Annotated in this window: 24 protein-coding genes; 13 read left to right on the plus strand and 11 right to left on the minus strand. The window is 66.3% G+C overall.

The features are described from left to right. The first annotated feature begins 33 nt into the window (after nucleotides 1-33). A complete protein-coding gene (locus tag M673_RS20320) occupies nucleotides 34-1,059 on the plus strand; it encodes a LacI family DNA-binding transcriptional regulator (RefSeq protein WP_061978543.1) in 1,026 nt (341 codons plus the stop codon). Nucleotides 1,060-1,154: 95 nt separating this feature from the next. Here the strand turns inward: M673_RS20320 and M673_RS20325 are convergent, their stop codons facing one another. Beyond that, complete coding sequence (locus M673_RS20325; RefSeq protein WP_061978544.1) at nucleotides 1,155-1,436, minus strand: hypothetical protein; 282 nt, start codon at nucleotides 1,434-1,436, stop codon at nucleotides 1,155-1,157. Nucleotides 1,437-1,878: 442 nt separating this feature from the next. Beyond that, a complete protein-coding gene (locus M673_RS20330; protein WP_061978545.1) occupies nucleotides 1,879-2,211 on the minus strand; it encodes a hypothetical protein in 333 nt (110 codons plus the stop codon). 132 nt (nucleotides 2,212-2,343) lie between these two features. Between M673_RS20330 and M673_RS20335 the strand changes: the two genes are divergently transcribed. From M673_RS20335 to M673_RS20355, 5 genes are all read left to right on the plus strand, one after another. Next, nucleotides 2,344-3,318 (plus strand): LysR family transcriptional regulator, encoded by a 975-nt coding sequence (locus tag M673_RS20335; RefSeq protein ID WP_061978546.1) that lies wholly within the window; start codon nucleotides 2,344-2,346, stop codon nucleotides 3,316-3,318. Between the two features lie 98 nt (nucleotides 3,319-3,416). Then, entirely contained in the window at nucleotides 3,417-3,650 is a 234-nt protein-coding gene (locus M673_RS20340) for a type II toxin-antitoxin system Phd/YefM family antitoxin (protein ID WP_061978547.1), read from the plus strand. Next, a complete protein-coding gene (locus M673_RS20345; RefSeq protein WP_061978548.1) occupies nucleotides 3,647-4,048 on the plus strand; it encodes a type II toxin-antitoxin system VapC family toxin in 402 nt (133 codons plus the stop codon). Before M673_RS20340 ends, M673_RS20345 begins: the two co-directional genes overlap by 4 nt. A 129-nt stretch (nucleotides 4,049-4,177) precedes the next feature. Continuing rightward, a complete protein-coding gene (locus M673_RS20350; protein ID WP_187301355.1) occupies nucleotides 4,178-4,984 on the plus strand; it encodes a GGDEF domain-containing protein in 807 nt (268 codons plus the stop codon). Nucleotides 4,985-5,128: 144 nt separating this feature from the next. Next, on the plus strand, nucleotides 5,129-6,205 hold the full coding sequence (locus tag M673_RS20355) for an alpha/beta hydrolase (RefSeq protein WP_187301356.1): 1,077 nt from the start codon (nucleotides 5,129-5,131) through the stop codon (nucleotides 6,203-6,205). 81 nt (nucleotides 6,206-6,286) lie between these two features. Here M673_RS20355 and M673_RS20360 read toward each other — a convergent pair whose 3' ends face one another. The 6 genes from M673_RS20360 to M673_RS20385 all read right to left on the minus strand — a co-directional run bounded on the left by M673_RS20360 (nucleotide 6,287) and on the right by M673_RS20385 (nucleotide 12,752). Next, nucleotides 6,287-7,381: an ABC transporter ATP-binding protein gene (locus M673_RS20360; protein WP_061978550.1), complete on the minus strand. Its 1,095-nt coding sequence runs from the start codon at nucleotides 7,379-7,381 to the stop codon at nucleotides 6,287-6,289. Between the two features lie 8 nt (nucleotides 7,382-7,389). Continuing rightward, nucleotides 7,390-8,172, minus strand: a complete 783-nt coding sequence (locus M673_RS20365; RefSeq protein ID WP_061978698.1) for a carbohydrate ABC transporter permease — start codon at nucleotides 8,170-8,172, stop codon at nucleotides 7,390-7,392. A gap of 44 nt (nucleotides 8,173-8,216) precedes the next feature. Beyond that, nucleotides 8,217-9,119, minus strand: a complete 903-nt coding sequence (locus tag M673_RS20370; protein ID WP_061978551.1) for a carbohydrate ABC transporter permease — start codon at nucleotides 9,117-9,119, stop codon at nucleotides 8,217-8,219. 376 nt (nucleotides 9,120-9,495) lie between these two features. Further along, complete coding sequence (locus M673_RS20375; protein WP_061978552.1) at nucleotides 9,496-10,704, minus strand: ABC transporter substrate-binding protein; 1,209 nt, start codon at nucleotides 10,702-10,704, stop codon at nucleotides 9,496-9,498. 116 nt (nucleotides 10,705-10,820) lie between these two features. Beyond that, on the minus strand, nucleotides 10,821-11,714 hold the full coding sequence (locus M673_RS20380; RefSeq protein WP_061978553.1) for a sugar phosphate isomerase/epimerase family protein: 894 nt from the start codon (nucleotides 11,712-11,714) through the stop codon (nucleotides 10,821-10,823). A 12-nt stretch (nucleotides 11,715-11,726) separates the two neighbouring features. Continuing rightward, on the minus strand, nucleotides 11,727-12,752 hold the full coding sequence (locus tag M673_RS20385; protein WP_061978554.1) for a Gfo/Idh/MocA family protein: 1,026 nt from the start codon (nucleotides 12,750-12,752) through the stop codon (nucleotides 11,727-11,729). A 145-nt stretch (nucleotides 12,753-12,897) separates the two neighbouring features. On the opposite strand from M673_RS20385, the gene M673_RS20390 reads away from it, so the two are divergent. Continuing rightward, on the plus strand, nucleotides 12,898-13,914 hold the full coding sequence (locus M673_RS20390) for a LacI family DNA-binding transcriptional regulator (protein WP_061978555.1): 1,017 nt from the start codon (nucleotides 12,898-12,900) through the stop codon (nucleotides 13,912-13,914). A 126-nt stretch (nucleotides 13,915-14,040) separates the two neighbouring features. Further along, nucleotides 14,041-14,736 (plus strand): HAD family hydrolase, encoded by a 696-nt coding sequence (locus tag M673_RS20395; protein ID WP_061978556.1) that lies wholly within the window; start codon nucleotides 14,041-14,043, stop codon nucleotides 14,734-14,736. A 211-nt stretch (nucleotides 14,737-14,947) separates the two neighbouring features. Here the strand turns inward: M673_RS20395 and M673_RS23810 are convergent, their stop codons facing one another. After that, on the minus strand, nucleotides 14,948-15,091 hold the full coding sequence (locus M673_RS23810; RefSeq protein WP_082639908.1) for a DUF1127 domain-containing protein: 144 nt from the start codon (nucleotides 15,089-15,091) through the stop codon (nucleotides 14,948-14,950). A gap of 163 nt (nucleotides 15,092-15,254) precedes the next feature. On the opposite strand from M673_RS23810, the gene M673_RS25220 reads away from it, so the two are divergent. Together M673_RS25220 and M673_RS24355 are read left to right on the plus strand one after the other, a co-directional pair. Beyond that, nucleotides 15,255-15,506, plus strand: a complete 252-nt coding sequence (locus M673_RS25220; RefSeq protein WP_187301357.1) for a diguanylate cyclase domain-containing protein — start codon at nucleotides 15,255-15,257, stop codon at nucleotides 15,504-15,506. A 267-nt stretch (nucleotides 15,507-15,773) separates the two neighbouring features. Further along, a complete protein-coding gene (locus tag M673_RS24355) occupies nucleotides 15,774-16,190 on the plus strand; it encodes a hypothetical protein (RefSeq protein WP_148640200.1) in 417 nt (138 codons plus the stop codon). Nucleotides 16,191-16,309: 119 nt separating this feature from the next. On the opposite strand, the gene M673_RS20415 is transcribed toward M673_RS24355, so the two are convergent. After that, entirely contained in the window at nucleotides 16,310-17,548 is a 1,239-nt protein-coding gene (locus M673_RS20415) for a glycosyl hydrolase family 8 (protein ID WP_061978560.1), read from the minus strand. Nucleotides 17,549-17,728: 180 nt separating this feature from the next. On the opposite strand from M673_RS20415, the gene M673_RS20420 reads away from it, so the two are divergent. The 3 genes from M673_RS20420 (at nucleotide 17,729) to M673_RS20430 (ending at nucleotide 18,882) form a co-directional block, all read left to right on the plus strand. Next, nucleotides 17,729-18,097: a VOC family protein gene (locus M673_RS20420; RefSeq protein ID WP_061978561.1), complete on the plus strand. Its 369-nt coding sequence runs from the start codon at nucleotides 17,729-17,731 to the stop codon at nucleotides 18,095-18,097. A gap of 130 nt (nucleotides 18,098-18,227) precedes the next feature. Beyond that, on the plus strand, nucleotides 18,228-18,434 hold the full coding sequence (locus M673_RS20425) for a ParD-like family protein (RefSeq protein WP_061978562.1): 207 nt from the start codon (nucleotides 18,228-18,230) through the stop codon (nucleotides 18,432-18,434). Nucleotides 18,435-18,471: 37 nt separating this feature from the next. Further along, on the plus strand, nucleotides 18,472-18,882 hold the full coding sequence (locus M673_RS20430; protein WP_061978699.1) for a hypothetical protein: 411 nt from the start codon (nucleotides 18,472-18,474) through the stop codon (nucleotides 18,880-18,882). Between the two features lie 94 nt (nucleotides 18,883-18,976). Here the strand turns inward: M673_RS20430 and M673_RS20435 are convergent, their stop codons facing one another. Further along, nucleotides 18,977-19,885, minus strand: a complete 909-nt coding sequence (locus M673_RS20435; RefSeq protein ID WP_061978563.1) for an alpha/beta hydrolase family protein — start codon at nucleotides 19,883-19,885, stop codon at nucleotides 18,977-18,979. Nucleotides 19,886-20,061: the final 176 nt, after the last annotated feature.

Below are 20,061 nucleotides of genomic sequence, written 5' to 3' on the forward strand. Positions count from 1 at the left end.
CAATGCAGTGCACCGGCTGGAATGAGGTTCGGCATGGAGTTCGATCGGGACCGATCGGCGGCGTTCGCGAGCGCTTCGGAAGTGGCGCGCCTGGCGGGCGTGTCGCGCTCGGCGGTGTCGCGCGCCTTCACGCCCGGCGCCAGCATCTCAGTGGAAACGCGGGCCAAGGTCGAGGCGGCGGCGCGCGAACTCGGCTACCACGTCAACCATCTGGCGCGCGGGCTGATCCGCCAGCGCACGGGCATCGTCTGCCTCGTCGTCGCCGACATCCACACGCCCTATCTCTCGCGTCTTCTCGACCACATGTCGCGTGCCCTGCAGGCGGCGGGTAAGGTCGTGATGGTGCTGAACGCAGGCCGCGAGGCGCTGCATGTCGAGGATGCGCTGCGCCAGACGCTGAACTACCGGGCCGACGCGACCATCGTCCTGTCCGGCACGCCCTATCGCTCGATCGCGCAGGCCTGTCTCGACAGCGGCCAGCGCCTCGTTCTTCTCAACCGAGACGACCATCTGTCCGGCACGGTCAATCTCGCCGTCAACAACGATCTGGCAGCGCGCACGGCGGCGACGCTGTTTCGCCGCAGTGCCTATCGCCGGCCCGCGCTGGTCGCGTCCGGCGTCGGCACGCCGAGCCTCATCGCACGCTGCGCCAGCTTTCAGGACGCGCTGCGCGCGGAGGGCCTTTCGCCGCGCGTCTGGAGCCAGGGGCCGACGGCCTATGAAAGCGGTCTTCAGGCCGGCACGGCGCTGTTCTCCTCCGCCGAGCCGCCGGACTGCGTCTTCGCGGTGACCGACCTTCTGGCTTGCGGCGTGATGGACGCGGCCCGCCATCGTTTCGGCCTTCGCATTCCCGAGGATGTCGGAATCATCGGCTTCGACGATATCGAACAGGCGGGCTGGGCCTCCTACGAACTCACCACCTTCGCCCAACCGTGTCAGGAAATCGCCGAATGGACGGTGCGCCTCGTCGCGGACGGTGCGGAACAGGGATCGGCAGCCGACCGCATCTTCGACGCCCCGCTCGTCTGGCGTAACTCGGTCCGGTCGGGCAGCGCTTGAGGGCAGGCGCAGTGGGGATGTCCGGCAGGGATTGGCCTGCTGGCGAATGTCCAGGCAAGACGGAAACGCTCTGCCTGGACATGCGATGAGGCGTTCTAAGCGCGTCGGCGCGTCGCGACGAAGGTGACCGCGCCTGCGGCGACGCCGGCGAGCATCCACTTGATGGGCAGGACATCGGCCGTTTCGGAACGGATCGGCAGCACCGTGACCGAGCCACGATCATTTTCGACGCCCATCTTCCCTTCGGCCTTGGCGGCCGCGATCGCCTCCGGCGAAACGACCCATTCGGCGCCGCGCTTCTGGTCGTAGATCATCAGGCCACCCCCAACCAGGACGGCCAGAACGAGCGCGAGCGCGAGGCGCGGCAGAAGAGACATCAGCTTGAACTCCAGTCTTACATTCAACAAACAGGAGCGCGTGTATCAGAGACGACCACGTTGCGGAAAACGCGCGCGCCTCGGCTCGCACCTAGCTGAACCCGCCTTTCGCTGCGCGAACTCGCCGATCTCGGTCTCGCGCGCGTGGACGTCCCGGCCACCGCTCGCCAGCGGACGCGCTAACAGTTTCTCGCTTTCGCCTCGGCCGGTCCTCCCCCGGTCGCGGCGCTCGAGCCGAACGGGTCCTCCCCCCTTTCGGCTGCTCCCTCACGAGCTTGCCGGTCTTTCCCCGGCGAGGGCGTTTTCGTTTGTGTTTGGCGCAAGACGCGAAAACGCCCGCTTCCGGTTCTCCCGTGAAGGCCCTCGAAGAGGCGCGGGAGATCGGAGGCGGGCGTTGGTCGGCGGGCCGCCTTTCGGCGACAGTGTCAGCTTAGAGGCGGTATCAGTTCAAAAAGGCCGCGTCGGAGCCCGGGACCATGTCAGGCGCGATGCTCGTGCCCGAGCGAGTCGCGTGGGCCTGCGCGGGGGCGGCCTTAGGTGCGCTGCTTAGGAAGGCGGCGTCGGAACCGGGGACCAGATCGCTGTTCGAGCCCGGCTGCGCCGCGCCCAAGGTGGCGGTGTGGGGCATGCCGTAGCGGGTGGTCGAGGTCGTGGAGTGAGCGGGGGTCGCCTGCGAATAGAAGGCGGCGTCGGAGCCCGGGACGATGGAGTCGGCGAAGGCGGGAGCGGCGGTCGCGGCCATCGAGGCGAAAGCGATAAGGGTGACGAGCTTCATGATCTTTAGTCCTTGCCAAAACGGATCTCTCGGCCCTTGTGAACTCGCGAGTCGATTGCGATCCTTGAAGCCAGGATCGTCCCTTTCTGTTATGAAGGGAACTGAAGTCTTGTCAGCGCGGATGTGAATTCCATGCACTTCAGGCAGTTCGATCTGAATCTCCTGCGCGTCTTCGAAGCCTTGTTCGAAGAGCGCAACGCCACCCTCGCCGGGCGTCGGCTTGGCCTCAGCCCCTCGGCGGTCAGCCACGCGACGGCGCGCCTGCGGGAGGCAGTGGGCGACCCGCTCTTCGTTCGCGTGCCGGGCAAGATGGTGCCGACCCAGCGCGCGCTGGAGATCGCCCCGGCGATTCTGGACATCCTGCGCCAGTTGCAGGACGTTCTGGAAAACAGGGGGTTCGTCGCCGCCGAGAGCACGCGCGAGTTCGTGGTGGCCACGGTGCCCTACGTGTCTCTCGTGATCGTGCCGCCCCTTCTGCGCGTCTTGAGGGCCCATGCGCCCCATGTCCGGCTGCGGACCGTTCATCTCTCCGACCATTCGATGCGCGATCTTCAGAACGGCGATCTCGACGCGGTTCTGGTGCGCACGCGCGGCCAGCACGACGCCGTGGAGTGCCATGTCCTGTTCGAGGAAACGCTGGCCTGGGTGGTTCGGGCGGATCATCCCGCCATACGCGACGGGCTCACCCACGAGCGGTTGCGAACCATCCCCTTCGCGCGAATTTCGTCGCCCGACCTTTGGACGCAGCAGATGGGCGAGCGAACCGGCTCGGCCTATGTCGATCTCATCCATAGCGAACGGCAAGGCTGCGGGCCGGAGCCAGCCTGCGACCCCGCCGTCGTGGTGCCCGACAGCTTGAGTGCGCTCATGCTCGTTCTGGAAAGCGGCTTCACCGCGCTGCTGCCACGCCGCATCGCCACGCGCTCACTGCTGGCGCCCCAGTTGCGAACGCTCGAAACGGCCGCACAATCGCCGGCGGCTCAGATCGGCGCCTATGTCGCGACCCGCTCCAAGACAGACCCCGGCGTGGAATGGCTGCTGGCGCGGGTGCACGAGGCAGCCGAGATGACGGACGGGGTTCTCGCGTCGGAACTTGTCGCGGTTTGAGAAACTCTGCGTTGGCAGATGGTGAGTCTGCGTCGCGACACTGGCCAAACGGCATTCTCCGGATTAGATTTAGCTAAGTTAGCTAATAGGAGGCTGGAATGCAGGTGACGGTTCATGTTGCCAAGACGCAGCTCTCGAAACTGATCGAGGCCGCGATCGCCGGCGAGGAGGTCGTGATCGCCAAGGGCAAGCGCCCCGTGGCGAGGATCGTCCCCATTGCTCAAGGGCGCTTCACGATCGGCCTCCTGAAAGGGCAGTTCGCTGGCGAAGGCCCCGACTTCTTCGAACCCATGAGCGAGGACGAACTGGCGCTGTGGGAAGGGTCCACGTGAGGTCGGTTCTTCTCGATACGCATGCCTGGGCGTGGTCTCTGACGGGCGACGCGCGCCTGTCAGTCAGGGCCACGAGCGCCATGACGGAGGCCGAGACCGTGTTTGTCAGCGCGATTAGCCTGTTCGAGATCGGCCAGAAGGTGCGTCTCGGCAAATGGCCCGAGATGGAGCCGTTTCTTCACCGGCTGGTCGAGCTGGCCGAGGAACAAGGCGCCCGCCTCGTGCCCTTGTCGGCGGAGGCCAGCCTTCTGGCCGCCACGCTGCCCTGGGCGCACCGCGATCCCTTCGATCGGATCATCGGCGCGACGGCGATGGCCAAGGGATTGACTCTGGTGTCGGCCGACGCCGCCTTCGAAGGCCTTGCCGGAGAGCCGAAATGGCCCGGTCGGCTGTGGTGATTGCGGCGCTCTCGCGTCACCACTTCGATCTCCCAACCTGACCCTTGCCCGCGCACCGTTGAGGGTCCCGAAAGAAGTATCGCTTACGATCATCTCGGAACGAGGATTGTGGGCGAGATGACGTTGAGCTTGGCGAATCTGACCGCGATCCGCAGCCGCCGGGAGATGCGGATCAAGATCGCGATCGCGACCTTCGGGATCGTTGCCGTGACGGACGGTGTCGATGCGCTCGTCAACCTCTACACGCAGCCCGACCGGCTCTGGCCTTCCTTCGTTCAAACGACCCTTGTCGCGGCGGCCATGTCGCTTCTGTTTCTCTGGCTGCTGGCGCGGTCGAACCTGCGCCTGTTCGAACTGAAGGAGCGCTTCGAGGCGCTGGCTCTGACCGACATCCAGACCGGTCTCCTCAACCGGCGCGGCTTCTTCGCCCGCCTCGACAAGGCGAGAACCGCCGGTGCCGACCTCACGCTCGGCGTGGTCGACGTCGATCATTTCAAGCGGATCAACGACACCTACGGGCATCTCGTCGGCGACTACGTCATCGCCGAGATCGGGCGCCTGCTGAACGACGCGCTGAAGGACCCGCATTTCGTCGGGCGCGTGGGCGGCGAGGAGTTCGCGGTCGCCCTGAGCGGCATGACGCCGAACGAGGCACTCCTGACGGGGGACCGGTTGCGGGGCAAGCTCTCCGAGATCGGCGGACCGCCGCTTCCCGCCAATCTCACGGTGACGGCGAGCATCGGCCTGGCGCACATGGGAGAGGAGGAGAGCATGATCTCCTACGCGCGCGCCGACCGCGCGCTCTACGACGCCAAGCACAGCGGCCGAGACGTCACCATCAGCGCCGATCTGGAAACGGGCGGCAACATCGTTCGAATGCCGCTCGCCGCCCGTGCGCCGAGCCCGGCCCAGGCGGAGTGCGCGACGGGCCAGTGACAGTGCGGGCGCGGTCGATGTGAGGCGAAGCGAGGAATTCCGGAACGAAGGGATCGATAGCAGGCGAAAGCTTGAGTCCGCGCGGGGTTGGAACGGAAGAGTCGGGCGAGGCTTTCTGTCATCCAACGCCTTAAAGGACTTGTTATGACGCGCGTGTCCCGCCTCGCCCTGGCTCTCGCCACGGCCACCCTGCTTTCGACCGCAGCCCTTGCCCAAACCGCCGCCCCGGCCCCCGCAGCCGACGCCTCGAAGCCCATGGCGCAGCCCGCCCCCGAGATGAAGGCCGTTCTCGACAAGCTGACCGCGCTCGGCGCCAAGCCTATCGGCACGCAGTCTGTCGAGGAAACCCGCAAAGGGCCGACCCCCGCCGACGCCGCCATGGCGGTGATGAAGGAAAAGGGCATCCAGCCCGACGCCGCGTTCAAGGCCGTGAAGACCCGCGACCTGACGATCCCCGGCGCCAGCGGCCCGATCCCGGTTCGCATCTACACGCCGGAGGGCACCGGCCCATTCCCGATCGTCGTCTACTTCCATGGCGGCGGCTGGGTGATCGCCGATATCGACACCTACGACGCCTCGGCGCGCGGCATCGCGGCCGGCGCCAAGGCCGTGGTGGTCTCGGCCGACTATCGCCACGCGCCCGAGCACAAGTTCCCCGCCGCGCATGAGGACGCGAACGCGGCCTATAAATGGGCGATCGAGAACTCCGGCTCCTTCAACGGCGATGCGAAGAAGGTCGCGCTCGTGGGCGAGAGCGCCGGCGGCAATCTCGCGGCCAATGTCGCCATCACCGCGCGCGACCAGAAGCTGACCGCGCCGCTGGCCGAGGTGCTGGTCTATCCCGTCGCCGGCAAGGACATGACGACGCCGTCCTATGTCGAGAACGCCGAGGCCATGCCCCTGTCGAAGAAGGCGATGGAGTGGTTCGTCTCGAACGTCTTCGAGTCCAAGCAGCAGGCCGCCGACCCGCGCCTCGATCTCGTGAACCGCTCCGACCTCGCGGGCCTTCCGCCCACGACGATCATCAATGCCGAGATCGACCCGCTCCGCTCGGAAGGCGAAATGCTGGCCGGGAAGCTGAAGGCGGCAGGCGTTGCGACCGAGCAGAAGACCTATGCGGGCGTGACGCACGAGTTCTTCGGCATGGCGGCCGTGGTGCCCCAGGCCAAAGACGCGACCGCAATGGCCGTCGCCGCGCTGACCAAGGCCTTCGCGAACTAAGCGCGCACCAAGCCCGAACTATTGGCGCCGCCGGCATCGGACCGATGTCGGCGGCGTTTCCGATCGCCCACGGACACGTTCTCACAAGGCCCGAAGATCGATCCGCTCTTGGCTCTCCCGGTCGAAGACGTGGATGGCCGGGATGTCGATCCGCAGGTGAATTCGCTCGTCGGCGATGTGAACCCGCCGTTCGGCCAGCGACACGACGAGGGTCTGTTCGCCCGCGCGCACCTTGAGGAAGCTGGCGCTGCCGGTGGATTCCAGCGTCTCCACACGCGCCTCGAACGCATCGGGTTCGCCCGATGCCGCGATCTTCAGATGCTCGGGCCGCAGGCCGAGCGTGACGCGCTGGCCGGGCTGCGCCTTCCCGCCCAGCGCAAGCGTCAGTCCGCCATCCTCGGCTCTGGCCCGCGCGCCCGTGTCGTCCACCACGGCAGGAACGAAGTTCATGGCGGGCGAGCCGATGAAGCCGGCGACGAAAATGTTGGCCGGGCGGTCGTAGAGATCGAGCGGCGCGCCCTGCTGCTCCACCACGCCGGCGCGCAGGATCACGATATGGTCGGCCATGGTCATGGCCTCGATCTGGTCGTGCGTGACGTAGATCGAGGTCGCGCCGAGCCGGTCGTGCAGCTTGCGGATCTCGCCCCGCATGTGAACGCGGAGCGCCGCGTCGAGATTGGACAGCGGCTCGTCGAACAGGAAGACCTTGGGATCACGCACGATGGCGCGGCCCATCGCGACGCGCTGGCGCTGGCCGCCCGACAGCTCGCGCGGCAGGCGGTCGAGCAGCCCGGTCAGGCCCAGCGTCTCGGCGGCCTTGCGCGTGGCCGCCGCGATTTCCTGCTTGGCGCGGCCGCGCAGGCGTAGCGCGTAGCTCATGTTGTCGGCCACCGACATGTGGGGATAGAGCGCGTAGGACTGGAACACCATGGCCACGTCCCGCTGGCGCGGCGGGCGCTTGGCGACGCTCTCTCCCGCGATGCGGATGTCGCCCGACGACACGGTCTCCAGGCCCGCCAGGGTCCGCAGGAGCGTCGATTTTCCGCAGCCCGACGGCCCGACAAGGGCGACGAACGTGCCGGGCGCGACCTTCACGTCGATGTCGTGCAGCGCATGAAAGGTGCCGTAATGCTTGTTCAGCCGATCGATCTCGATCTGATAGGCGGGAGAGGACATGGACGGCCTCACTTCAGTGCGCCGGCGGTCAGGCCGCTGACGATGCGTTTCTGGAGGAAGATGAAGACGATGAGGACGGGGGTCACATACAGGGCGGAGTAGGCCATGACCCCGGTCCAGTCGCTGGCGTTTGGGCCCATGAAGCCCTGCAGCCCCACGGTCGCTGTCTGCAGCGGCTCCTGCGCGATCAACGAGCGGGCATAGACATACTCGCCGAAGGACTGGAGGAAGACGAGCACGGAGGAGATCAGGATGCCGTTTCGCGCCAGCGGCAGCGCGATCAGGAAGAAGGCGCCGACGCGCGAGTTTCCGTCGACCAGCGAGGCCTCCTCCAGCTCGCGCGGCACCTGCACGAAGCTCGCCCGGCACAGGACGATGTAGAGCGGCAGAACCTTGGCCGCCTGGGCCAGGATTACGGCCAGCCGGGGCGTGGCGAGAAGGCCGAACTGGCTGAAGGCGACGAAGATGGGCGTGACCATCAGCGAGGACGGAAGCGCCTGCATCATCAGGATGGCGAAGAGCGAGACCTCCACCAACCGCCCGCGCAGCCGGGCCAGCGCATAGGCGCAGCCCGTACCGAACAGGATCACCACGACCGTCGTGCCGCTCGCCACCAGAAGCGAGTTCCAGATGTAGCGGCCGACATTGGTCGTCTCCAGAACCCGCAGCACGTTCCATTGCGGATCGCTGGGCCAGAAGGTCGGCGGAGAGAGGAATATTTCCGTGCCGCCTTTGAAAGCGGTGAGATACATCCAGTAGAGCGGAAAGAGGTAGAGCGCGGTGATCGTCATGCCGATCACGCAGAGGATCTTGCGTTTCACGTCTTGCCCCGCGGTTAGAACGATTGTTCGTGGCGGGTCGAGCGCGTGTAGAGCGCAGCGACGAGGATCACGAAGCTCATCATCAGCACCGCCACGGTGCCGCCGAGCGAGATTTCGTAGGTCTGGAAGGACAGCTGCCAGGACCAGTACTGCGCGACGTTGGAACTGTTGGACGGGCCGCCCTGCGTCAACGCCGCCACGAGGTCGAACTGTTGCAGCGTGAAGATCGTGCCGAGCGAGATCACCGCGCCGAGCGGCGCGCGCATCAGCGGCAGCGTGATGGAGACGAAGCGGCGGACCGGACCGGCCCCGTCGAGATCGGCGGCCTCGTAGATGTCGCGCGGGATCGCCGCGAGCCCGACCGACAGGAGAAGCATGTTGAAGGGCACGCCCAGCCAGATATTGGCGATGACTATGGCATAGAGCGCGACGGAGGGGTCGGAGAGCCAGAAGATGCGCCCGTCGATCGCCCCCACCGACTGGAGGAAGGCGTTGAGCACGCCGTAGTCGCCCGCGAAGATCCATTTCCAGATCGCGCCGACGACGAGGGCCGGCATGATCCAGCCGGCCAGAAACAGCCCGCGCATGGTGGAGGCACCGGGAAAATCCTGCGCGAAGAAAAGCGCCAGCGCGAAGCCGATCGTCAGCTGGAAGAGAACCGACAGAACCACGAAGATCGCCGTGTTGAGAAGAACGGTGCGGGCCAGCGGACGCGACAAGATGTCGGCATAGTTCATCAGTCCGACGAAGGGGCGGTCGAACGAGGCCAGCGTGAACAGGTCGACGCTCTGGAACGACATCACGACCGTGTAGATGATCGGAAAGAGCGAGAAGACCGCGAGATAGGCGAGCGCCAGTCCGACCAGGAGCCGGTCGAAGCCCGCTCCGTCCCGCAGGCTGCCGAGAAACCCGTTCATGGGCAAGCTCTCCTGTTGATAGAAGGCCTAACAAACCCGCCGCGCGGCGGATGGTCGAGGCGTTTTCGTTCGGGACGATATGTCGGCATCCTGGGTCAGGATTACCGGGGTCGGGTGCCCCGGTTTTATGTCCTGTCATATCGGCGGAAAAGCTTGAGCTGGACCTGAACTGCGCTTCTTTTGGGGAGCCAACATCCCTCGCCCATTCTCCGCCCCGCCCGTCTTGTCAGGGTTCTGAAGCGCGACGAGGGGCCGATGCGCGTCCGCAGCAGCGGCGTCAGCGGAAAGACCCTGTCGGCCGACCCGCAGGGGTCCGTCCCGCGCTTTGAGGTGAGCAGGCGACCCCGCAAGCGAGGGAGCCGCCTGCCGTCTTGCCTCAGCGGGCGAGGATCGCGTCGATCGAGGCCTGAGCGCCGTCGAGCGCCGCCTGCGGGGTGGACTGGCCGGTGAGCGAGGCCTGCACGGCGGTGTAGATCGCCTTGGAGATCTGCGGCCATTGCGGGCTCGGACCGCGCGTACGCGCGTATTTCATGCTTTCCTCGAAGACGGCGTAGATCGCCGGCTGCTTGGGGTTCGTCACCTCGACCTTGGACGCCGGCAAGTAGCCGAATTCGTTCCAGACGCGGGGCATCTGGCTGACCATGTATTCCAGGAAGCGGAAGGCCTCGGCCTGGTGGGCGCTGCCCTTCAGGATGACGTTGTCGCCCTCGCCGAGCGCGGAGGCGCGTTCCGCGCCATCCTTGGGAATGGGCAGGAGCGCGGCGCGGTAGTCGAACTTGGCGTCCTTGGCCATGCGGGGCAATTCCCAGGGGCCGGAGATCACCATGGCCGCGTTGCCGGCGTTGAACGTGGCGGTGGAATCGTATTGGCTGCGGATCAGCGTGTCGGGCGAGGCCAGCTTTTCGGCCAGCAGCTTGCCCCAGAAGTCGAGCACTTCGACGCCCGCCGGTCCGTTCACCTTGTCGAAGCTGCCGCCCGCCATCTGGAGCCAGGGCAGGAACTGGAACGTGCCCTCTTCCGAGCCGACCGCCGAGAAGGCGAGGCCGTAGACGTTCTTGGCCGGATCGCTCAGCGCCTTGGCGGCGGCGTGGAGTTCGTCCCAGGTCCGGGGTGGCTTGTCCGGGTCGAGGCCCTTGGCCTTGAACATATCGGCATTGTAGTAGAGCGCGAGCGTGTTGGCGCCGCGCGGAATGCCGTAGATCCCGTCCTTGTAGGTCGCGGCCGCGCGCGGGCCGGGATAAATGTCGTCGAGCTTCACGATCTTCGAGCCGTCGATCATGGGCTTCAGGTCGGCCAGAACGCCCTTGGAGGCCAGCAGCGCGATATCGGGGTTGTCGATATAGGTGACGTCCGGCGCGCTGCCGGTCGCCACGGCCCGCGCGAGGTCGTTCACCACGTCGGGGAACTGGACCACTTTCACGTTGATGCGGATGTCCGGGTTGGCCTTCTCGAACTCGCGGGCCATGGTCTCGTGATAGTCTTGCGGATTGACGGTCCAGACTTCGAGCGTCACGGGCTCGGCCCGCGCGGCGAGCGTCGAGACCATCAAGGCTCCAAGAGCCAAGATTGCGGACAGGCGTTTCATCGGGTTCCTCCTCTATTGACGGTTTCGGGCGGCGCGGTTGGCTCCGCGCTCACGTGTTTTGAACCTACCTCACGCACCGGCCGCAGCGCAGACCCGAGCGGCCGACACCTCGATTTTCAGTTGGGGACGACCGTGCCGCCTCGGCACTGCTTGAGATAATTCAAGCCGTGCACCTGGCCGGTCATCTCCAGCGCGTCGCAATAGACCGGGTCATGCCAGCCTTCGATGTCGATCGAGCCGGACCAGCCGGCCAAACGCAGCTCGGAGATGACGTCCGTCCAGTTCGTGTCGCCGAAGCCGGGCGTGCGCATGAAGACGGCGGGCAGCTTGCCGTAGATCCCGTGCTCGCGGATCACGTCCCAGCGGATGGTCGCATCCTTGCCGTGGACGTGGAATATCTTCGGCGCCCATTTGCGGATCTGCGGAATGGGGTCGATGAGATAGACCATCTGGTGGCAGGGCTCCCATTCGAGCCCGAGATTGTCCTCCGGAACCGCATCGAACATCAGCTCCCAAGCGTCGGGCGTGTGGGCGATGTTCCAATCGCCGCTCGCCCAGTTGCCGTCCATCGCGCAGTTCTCGAAGGCGAGACGCACGCCCCGGTCGGCGGCGCGGCGCGACAGCTCGCTCCAGATTTCGCGGAAGCGCGGCAGGCTCGCCTCGATCGGCTGGCCGCGCAGGCGGCCGGTGAAGCCGGCGATCGTCGTTGCGCCAAAGAGATGCGCGTTGTCGATCAGCGCTTCCCAGCCGCGCAGGGTGGCGACGTCGAGCTCGCCCTCCTCCAGCGGATTGCCGAACATGCCGAGCGTCGAGATGGTCACGTCCCGGTCGCCGATCGCCTCGCGGAGTTCCTCCGCCAGACGCGGCAGATCCTTGTTCATCACCTGCCAGAAAAACGGCTCGATGCTCTCGAACCCGTGCGGCAGGATACGCCGCACGGAGGCGGCGGGGTCGGGATCGTTGGCCTTGACCATCGTGCCGATGCGGATGTTGCTCATGGGTGCGGCCATCGGGCCCTCCGTCTAAACTGAAATCGCGACGCGCTGGCCGGTCTCGGCGCTTTGGATCGCGCCGTGGACCATGGCGAGCGTCTGGATGTTGGACGAGCCGTCCGTCTCCGCCGCGCGCCCATTGGCGATCGCCTCGAGAAAATCGCGCATGACGCCGGCATGACCGCCGACGCGCGCGTCCGGCCCGAGCGGCGGAACGACGAGCGACCGCGTCGTCTCGAACAGTCCGTCCCGGTGTTCGGGATCGACCACTTCGGCCTCGATCCGCTCGGCGCCGTCCCAGGTCAGCGTGCCCAGCGTTCCCACGATGCGCCATTCGGCTTCCCAAGGCGTCGCGCGGCCCCGCGCGCACCAGGAGCCCCGGTAGGAAAAGAGGGCGCCCGATTCCATGCGGAACAAGGCCGCCGCGCTGGAGCCCTGCCGATACCAGGAGGATGAAGGCTCCCATTCCTCGGCATAGACGCTGATGGCGTTTTCGCCGGTGAGAAAGCGCGCCGCGTCGAACGTGTGGACCGCCATGTCGAGCAGGAGGACATGCGCCATCTCCTCGCGGAAGCCGCCGAAGCGCGGCGCGAGGAAGAAGTCGCAATGCGTGCTCGTCACCTCGCCGATCGCCCCGCTCGCCAGAAAGTCGCGAATGCGGCGAACGGGTTCGAGATAGCGGCGATTCTGGATCACGACGTGATGGCGGCCGGCGCGGCGGGCGGCATCGACCAACGACCGGGCCTCGTCCAGCGTCTCGGCCATCGGCTTTTCCGAGAGGACATGGCAGCCGCTCTCCAGCGCCGCGCGGACGATGGCGGAGCGCGCGGAAGGAACGGCGATGTCGAAGACGATGTCGGCCCGGCTCTCGCGCACGGCCTTTGCGAAGTCGGTGAAGGCGCGCGCATCACCCAAGCCATGGCGGGCGAGGCAATCCTCCGCGCGCTTCAGGTCGAGATCGACCGCAGCGACGATTTCGAGATCAGAGCGCGCGGCAGCCGCCTCGAACCAGACATGGCTCATGGCTCCGCACCCCACGACGATGACGCGGTGCATAGTTCCTCCCTCCCTCAACGTCCGGCCCTTTCCGGGCGCGACCTCTAGGGTCCGTAAACGTTTCCGGTTCATAGAATGGGAGGGAGAGGGTCTTGTCAAGTCGTCCTCTTCCCTCACCTCCCGTGAGCCGTGTACGAGTGGACCGATGCGTATCCAAGAGCTTGCCAAGCACCTCAACATCTCGATCGGCACGGTGTCGCGGGCCCTGAACGGGAAGCCCGACGTCAACCCCGAAACCCGGAAACGGGTGATGGAGGCCGCGCGCGCGCTCGGCTATCAGCCGAACCAGTCCGGGCGTAGCCTGCGCAAGGGGAGCACCGGCATCGTGGCCTTCGTGACAGAGGTCGGACCTCAGACGTCGGACGAGAACGCCGCCTTCTTCATGATGCTGCACCAGGGCGTTCAGTCCGTGACGGCGCCGGCGGGCCTCGACTATCTCGTGCTCATGTGCCCCGACGACGGCGACCGGGCGGCGTTCATGAACCGCATCGTCGGCCGCAAGCTGGCGGACGGATTCATCCTGTCGGCCACCAAGCGCACCGATCCGCGCATCGAAATCCTGGAAACGCGGGGCATTCCCTTCGTCTCGCTCGGGCGCAGCCTGTCCGGCCGCGCCTACGACTGGATCGACCTCGACTTCCACGGACTGGCAGCCTCCTCCGTGCGGCTTCTAGCGGCCGCCGGCCACAAGCGAATCGCCATCACCGTGCCGATGGACGACGCCAATCTGGGCACGATCTATCTCGACGGCTATCGGCAGGCGCTGACTGAGAGCGGCCTGCCCTTCGATGAGCAACTGGTGATCCCCGCGCCGGTGCATGGCGGCGGCGGCCACGTCGCCGCCCAGGCGCTCATGGCTCTCGACCCGAGGCCGACGGCGATCCTGCTCGTCAACGACCTGATGGCCGAAGGCCTCTATGCGACCCTGCGCGAAGGCGGGCTGGAGCCCGGCCGAGACATCGGCGTGGTCGGCCACCGGGCCATCCAGCAGAACGCTCATTTGAAGCCCGCGCTCACCAGCTTTCGCATGTCGGTCTTCGAACTGGGTCAGGCCCTCGGCTCGCGCCTCCTCCTGCAACTGCCCGCCGTAGGCCGGCGACCCGAGACGTTCCGGGACCACCTCTGGCCCTTCGAAATGGTGGTCGGAGAAAGCCACGGGTAGAACGGCGCGTCGGGGATCGGCCGCCTTCGGCAGTGAAGCGCTTGCGCGGGGCCTCGACCTCCGCGCCTTTCCGCTGCATAGGAGAGCCATGGCCTTCCGCCCGAACATGATGCGAGTTTCCGATCGATGACCGCCACTCTTCTCTTCGACATGGACGGCACGATCGTCGAGACCGATCATCTGCACTTCCAGGCCATGAAGAGCGTGTTCCTGCCCTATGGCATCGATCTCGACTGGGAAACGTATCGAACGCGCATCATTGGCGTCGCCAATACGGCCACGGCGGCCAACTTCCTGCCGAGCCTCTCGGTCGCGGAAGGCGCCGCGGTGCTGGACGCCAAGGAGGCTGCCTACCGCGAGATGGTGACCGAGCTCGAAGCCGCGTCCGGCCTCCTGCCCCTTCTCGACTGGGCCGATAGCGAGGGCATACCCTGCGCGGTCGTGACCAACGCGCCCCGTGCCAATGCCGAGCTCGTGCTCAAGGCTCTGCATCTCACCGATCGCTTCGCCTGTCTGGTGATCGGTGACGAGCTGGCGAACGCCAAGCCGCATCCCCTTCCCTACCTGACGGCGATCGGGATCCTGGGCGGCGACCCCCAGCGCTCCGTCGCTTTCGAGGATTCGCCGGCGGGCGCCAAATCAGCCTTCGCGGCGGGCGTCGGCGTCGTCGGGCTCTTGACCTCGGTCGAGCCTGACGTGCTGCGCGCTGCTGGCGCCAGTGTGGTCGCGCGAGATTTCAACAATCAGGAAGTCCTGACATTTGTGCGGGAGCGAACGGGCACGGGTCAGACCTCGCGGCAAGACTCCGAGCTTCGCGCCTGAACCCGTAGGAGCGCTTCCCCGCCACGCGGCGTTGATGGAGGTGACGATCGCAGTCTCGGGGAGTGAAGCGGCTCGGATTTTCTGAACAGAGCGTCCGACTCGACATCTTCAGTCGGATGGTTCGCATCGCCAACGGCTGCGCGCTACAGACCGCTCGACATGAAAACGCCTTCGCCGGGGGCGGACCGGCCGAGGCGAAGGATTGAAACCGTTAGCGCGTCGCCTGGCGGGCGATTGGCGAGATGTCCGCGCGGGCGATGCGGAGATCGGCGAATTCCCGCTGCGAGAAACGGTTCAGTTCGTTGGCCGTGCGGCGATACTGGCGCCAAATGCTCAGGGAGCGAGCGCGGATCATGAGGGCTTCTTTGCCGGTCCGCACTCTCGTTGTCGTAGCCGAGGCGTTCAAGGTCTTCCGATAGCCGGCCCTAGGCTTCGATAGTATCCGGCAACACCGCACCGCCGCGATCGAGCCGATCCGAGCGCAGATCGAAAGCCGCGAGCAGGCCCTCAACGAGCCTTTGAAGGCGCTTGGCAACCGGCGGGCCCTGGAGGCGGCCTTCGACGAGATCGGCCCGTCGCCGCAGGGTCGCTCCCTTCTCCATCTCGATCTCGACGGCTTCAAGCAGGTGAACGGCCGGCTGGGGCATGGGGCGGGCAACGCGCTTCTTCAGACCATCGGCCAGCGCTTGCGGGAGACAGTGGGGCCGGGGGCACGATCTGCCGCTCGGCTTAGACGAGTTTCTGGTTCTCGTGCGGCACGCCGACTTTGACGAGGTCAGAAACCTCGGCACCCGGATCATCTTCGCGCTTTCTAAGCCCGTCGAGATCGACACGGGCATCCTGGCGTGCGTCGGCGTCAGCGTGGGCGGAGCGCTCGATCGCGACGGGACAGCCCTTCTGAGCGATCTGATGAGGTAATCGAAGCGGGCCTTCTACGTGGTCAAGACCTCCGGCAAAGGAGCGTCCTCGTCTGGCGGGGGACCGATCCCACATAAAGCAGCAACGCGGCCTGAGGTCGGATCGACCGTCGCCGAAAGATGGCGTCGATCAAGGTCCGGCGGCTCCGCTCGGCTGTCCGGGTCGAAGCCGTGGGTCGTGAGACTTGCCTTCTTGCCCGACATGCTCCCAACGTGTCTCAAGAGTTTGAGGACGGACACGACATGGCAAGGCTGCGCAGCGGTTCACGGATAGCAGGCGGCCCGATGGGCTTTTTGGTGTCGATCGACACCAAGATCGCCGGCGACATCACGCTGCCGCCGGATCGGTATCTCGGAACGGTCGCCTGGAAGGAAACCGCGACCCGCACGGGCTTCGAGCGATCCAAGAAGCGCTACAAGATCGAACTCGCGGCGGAAGACGTGCTGCGCTGGGGCGGCGCTCCCGTGACGGGCGGCCCCTCTTGCCTCATCGACATAACCGCCGAGGTGGCCGCGGGCGAAATCCAGACGCTGTGACGGCCGGAGGACTTGGTAGGAGAGGCCGCTTGGAATCTGCGATTGATCTCCAAACGAGCTTTTTTCCAAGCGACGTGTCTTCTGGCTGATCTCGATGCAGCCGGGCTCGGCCACGCCGCTTATGGCGCTCTCCAATGGCCGCTAATGGCCACCATGCCGAGCAGTTTCAGCGTGTTGCCGAAATAGTCCTCGTCGGCGAGGTCCGTCTCGACCGTATCGGACCAGATCGCGTCGAGCCAGGCCTGATCGCCCGGCTCGAGCATGGCGGCGACGCCGAGCATCGGCACGAAGGCCATCGAATTCGTCCCGTGCCCGGAATAGGGCGACCCGTCGAGCTTGTAGGTATCGGCAAAAGCGCTCGGCTTGCCTCTTGTGGCCGAACGCGCCCAGGCCGTCAGCGGCGCTAGGGCGGCCTTGGCGCGGGGCTCGGCGTAGAGCAGGTGGTCCAGCGCGATGCGCCAGGGATAGCGGCCCGAGTTCCAGGCGTAGTCGCCGTCGTTATCGCCCTCCAGAAAACCTGACGGCGCGGGCTTGGGGCGGCTCGGCATGTCCACGATGAAGTCCGGCATCAGCCCTGTATGCGGCGCGTAGCGCGCACCGACCGTTCGGATCGTGTCGTAGATCCGGTCGCGGATGCGCAGCCAGCGACGCTCGCCGGTGGCATTGGCAAAGGCCTTGAAGTGCGAGACCATGAAGTCCGAGGCGCGGGTCGTGGCCGAATAGACACCGCCCTCCCCCGTCTTGGCCCAGTCGCCGATCAGGAGCACGTCGCCCTCGACCTCGTGAGCCAGAATGGCGGCCAGCACCTTGCGCGCCTCCGCCCCATAGTCGAACGCCCCGCCGCGCCCCCATTTCTTCTCCGCCAGAAGCAGGGCATAGGCGATGTCGAGATCGCCATCGGTGGCCGAATTGCCGCCGCCCACTTTCGACGCGTCGGAGCAGTCGGAAATCTGGTTCCAGGCCATCAGCCCCGGGTCGGAGGTCGCGGGATGATCGTGGAAATATCGCACCATGCCGTCGAAAACGGCTCTCGCCTCTGGGTCCACGTCGGCCATCATGACCGTCAGGAGCATGCCGTAGCCATGCGCTTCCGAGACGGTGAGCGTGCCCGCCTGCGTCCCGCCGCCGACACGTTTGCCATCGGCGTCGACCTTAACGAGATAACGCCCCTCGCCGCAGGCCAGCACAACATAGAGGTTCTTCCACGCCCGGTAGAAGTCGCGAAGCGCCTCGTCCCGGTCGCTGGCCGAGGGGAAGATCGCCGCGCCGCGATAGGGCGCGGCAGCGGCCGAAAGAGGGGCCGAGGCAACGAGGCCGACGGCCAGCGCCCAAGCGATCGTGATGGGAGTGCGGACCATGTCACCCTCAGCCTGCCTGCGCCAATCAGAGCACAATGGCCCGCCCTTTCAGAAAGGGCGACCCGCATTTCACCCTCTCGACGGTTGGGCCGCCTCGACGTATGGTCGGCAAAGGGTCATTTTCCGGGGCTAGCGCGGCCGCCGGACTAAAGCGGGCACTTGCATCGACTGGAGCACTCGATGTCCCTGCTGCGCCTCGATCATGTTCAACTGGCGATGCCAGCGGGCGGAGAGGATCGGGCCGTCGCCTTCTACACTGATACGCTCGGCATCCCTCAGGTTCCGAAGCCCGCGCATCTGGCGGCAAGGGGCGGATGCTGGTTCGAGAAAGACGATCTCAAAATCCACCTGGGCGTCGAGACGCCGTTTCACCCCGCACGAAAAGCCCACCCGGCCTTTCTCGTTTCTGATCTGGCGGCGCTTTGCGCGCGACTCGAAGCGAGGGGCTACCGCGTCGTTGAGGACCAACCCTTGGATGGCTACGAACGCCTTTACGTCGATGATCCGTTCGCAAACCGGATCGAACTAATGGAGAAGCGCACCGCGTAGGCGCAATCGACCCGTCCCAATCGTCGGGAATCAGTGGGCAAGGTTCGATGACGAACACCTTGCCTTCCTCGGCAATTGACATGGCACTATACGATCCATAAACGTTTCATATATCACCAAAGGAGTCGGTATGGGCCTCGTAAAAATCGATGACGAACTGCATGAGCAGGTCAGGCGCGCCAGCACCGTGATGTGCCGTTCCATCAATGCGCAGGCCGAGTTCTGGATGAAGATCGGGATGCTGGCGCAAGCCAATCCCACTTTGGCCTTCAACGACATCGTCAAGGCGCAGCTCGATGCGGCGGATGTGCGCCTCGCGCCCGCTGCGGCGGCCTGACGGTTTCATGGACAGCGGATCATCAGGCAAAGCGATCGTGAGCTTTCAGGACGAGACCGCGGCCTTCTTCGCCAACTATGTCGATGCGTTCGCCCGCCGCGACGCCGATGCGTTGAGCGAGCTTTGGGAGCCGGTGGGACTGTTCCCGTCGCCGGGCGGCAACTTCGCGATGCCGAGGGAAGCGTTTCGCGATCATTGCGTGACGTTGATGGACTTCTATCGCCAGCAGGGCGTCGTGCGGCCGCTCGGTAAACTCCTGTCGGCGAGCGAACTTTTCCCGAACGTCGCGCAGGCGCGCATGGCGTACCGGATGGAAGGCGAAGCCGGCGCGCTTATCGCCGAGTGGGAGCATGTCTACATCCTGCGCCGGAGCGACCGCTGGCGGATCTCGCTGACGATCGCCGACGGTGAAATGGCGGCATGGACCGCGCGAGGCGCACAACTCTGAAATCGCGACCCCAGGCACAGGTGGTTGGTCGCCCGCATTGTCGCGGCTCCGCTCGCCCAATCTCCCCTACCAGCGAACAGCCGAGCAGGATCGACTAACGAAGGGCTGCTTCCGACGCGAAGAAGTCGAGCGCCTCGCGCAGGCCGGCGGGGATCGAGCCCATGTGGTCGCCCGCCACCACGCGGTGTTCGGCGCGAAGGCCGGCGGCGCGGGCGCGGGCGACCGTTAGGTCGATCGATCGGCTCGACCGCGTTTCCCCGTCGCCATGCGACATCAGGACCGGGCAGCGGAAACCGGAGGCGAAGCATACCGCCGAGCGCATCTCCAACTCCCTTGGGTCGGACAGGTCGAACGGCGCCTCGTCGGCAAAACGCTGGAAGAAGACGCGCGTGTCGGGCGAGGGGGAGAGTGCCGCCGCGCCTCGAAAGTCGCCGCTGAGCGCCGCGAGAAGCGTCAGCGTGCCGCCGACGCTGTGGCCGCTGACGAAGACGCGCTCGGGGTCGACGCCCGGTCGGGCGCGCAACGCCTCGGCTGCGGCGAGCACGTCGTCGGTCTCGTCGTAGAAGGCCGAGAAGTCGCCGGGCTGTCCGTTCTCGCCGCGCAGGGTCGGCATCAGGGCGTGGAAGCCCGCCGCAACGTAGGGCGCGGCCAGATCCCGCCAGTGGCCGTGCCAGATCGCGTTGCCGCCATGGAGCACGAGGACGGCGGGCTTCAGGGCGGCGGCGTCGCCCGCAGGGCTTGCCCAGGCGACGAGGTCGCGCCCCCCTGAGCGGTAGCGCAGCGCCTCCGCCCCCTCCGGCGCGGTCAACGGGTCGCCCTGGTCGGGCGCGGGGCCGCGCCGCAGAAGGTTGGTTCGGAAGGCCGCCCGCGCGGCGCGGTAGTCGCTGCCGAGAAGCGGAGGCTCGGGCAGGGGCGCGGATTCCGGTGTCTGGGCCAGGATGGGGCGCGCGGCGAAGGGCGCGACGGCGAGCGCTGCAAGAACGGCGCGGCGGTGGAGAAGCATGGGCGGACCCCGCTGAACGGCTACATCTCCCACCGCGCGCTCGGCTCGCGGCGGTTTCGTGGCGGGGCGCCGGAAGGCGGGACAAAACCGGCCGGGCATGGCTGGCGCGTTCCGGCCGGATCAAGGCGCCGCTAATGGTCAACCCATGCCGCCGACATCCCGTCAGCTTCGCGGCG

The organism is Aureimonas sp. AU20, from assembly GCF_001442755.1.
Taxonomy (GTDB): Bacteria; Pseudomonadota; Alphaproteobacteria; order Rhizobiales; family Rhizobiaceae; genus Aureimonas.

Excerpts from the sequence above, each read along its gene's own strand:
- M673_RS20320 (WP_061978543.1), top strand. The coding sequence starts at position 34 with ATGGAGTTCGATCGGGACCGATCGGCGGCGTTCGCGAGCGCTTCGGAA.
- M673_RS20325 (WP_061978544.1), bottom strand. The coding sequence starts at position 1,436 with ATGTCTCTTCTGCCGCGCCTCGCGCTCGCGCTCGTTCTGGCCGTCCTG.
- M673_RS20330 (WP_061978545.1), bottom strand. The coding sequence starts at position 2,211 with ATGAAGCTCGTCACCCTTATCGCTTTCGCCTCGATGGCCGCGACCGCC.
- M673_RS20335 (WP_061978546.1), top strand. The coding sequence starts at position 2,344 with ATGCACTTCAGGCAGTTCGATCTGAATCTCCTGCGCGTCTTCGAAGCC.
- M673_RS20340 (WP_061978547.1), top strand. The coding sequence starts at position 3,417 with ATGCAGGTGACGGTTCATGTTGCCAAGACGCAGCTCTCGAAACTGATC.
- M673_RS20355 (WP_187301356.1), top strand. The coding sequence starts at position 5,129 with ATGACGCGCGTGTCCCGCCTCGCCCTGGCTCTCGCCACGGCCACCCTG.
- M673_RS20360 (WP_061978550.1), bottom strand. The coding sequence starts at position 7,381 with ATGTCCTCTCCCGCCTATCAGATCGAGATCGATCGGCTGAACAAGCAT.
- M673_RS20365 (WP_061978698.1), bottom strand. The coding sequence starts at position 8,172 with ATGACGATCACCGCGCTCTACCTCTTTCCGCTCTACTGGATGTATCTC.
- M673_RS20370 (WP_061978551.1), bottom strand. The coding sequence starts at position 9,119 with ATGAACGGGTTTCTCGGCAGCCTGCGGGACGGAGCGGGCTTCGACCGG.
- M673_RS20375 (WP_061978552.1), bottom strand. The coding sequence starts at position 10,704 with ATGAAACGCCTGTCCGCAATCTTGGCTCTTGGAGCCTTGATGGTCTCG.
- M673_RS20380 (WP_061978553.1), bottom strand. The coding sequence starts at position 11,714 with ATGGCCGCACCCATGAGCAACATCCGCATCGGCACGATGGTCAAGGCC.
- M673_RS20385 (WP_061978554.1), bottom strand. The coding sequence starts at position 12,752 with ATGCACCGCGTCATCGTCGTGGGGTGCGGAGCCATGAGCCATGTCTGG.
- M673_RS20390 (WP_061978555.1), top strand. The coding sequence starts at position 12,898 with ATGCGTATCCAAGAGCTTGCCAAGCACCTCAACATCTCGATCGGCACG.
- M673_RS20395 (WP_061978556.1), top strand. The coding sequence starts at position 14,041 with ATGACCGCCACTCTTCTCTTCGACATGGACGGCACGATCGTCGAGACC.
- M673_RS23810 (WP_082639908.1), bottom strand. The coding sequence starts at position 15,091 with ATGATCCGCGCTCGCTCCCTGAGCATTTGGCGCCAGTATCGCCGCACG.
- M673_RS24355 (WP_148640200.1), top strand. The coding sequence starts at position 15,774 with ATGGCGTCGATCAAGGTCCGGCGGCTCCGCTCGGCTGTCCGGGTCGAA.
- M673_RS20415 (WP_061978560.1), bottom strand. The coding sequence starts at position 17,548 with ATGGTCCGCACTCCCATCACGATCGCTTGGGCGCTGGCCGTCGGCCTC.
- M673_RS20420 (WP_061978561.1), top strand. The coding sequence starts at position 17,729 with ATGTCCCTGCTGCGCCTCGATCATGTTCAACTGGCGATGCCAGCGGGC.
- M673_RS20425 (WP_061978562.1), top strand. The coding sequence starts at position 18,228 with ATGGGCCTCGTAAAAATCGATGACGAACTGCATGAGCAGGTCAGGCGC.
- M673_RS20435 (WP_061978563.1), bottom strand. The coding sequence starts at position 19,885 with ATGCTTCTCCACCGCCGCGCCGTTCTTGCAGCGCTCGCCGTCGCGCCC.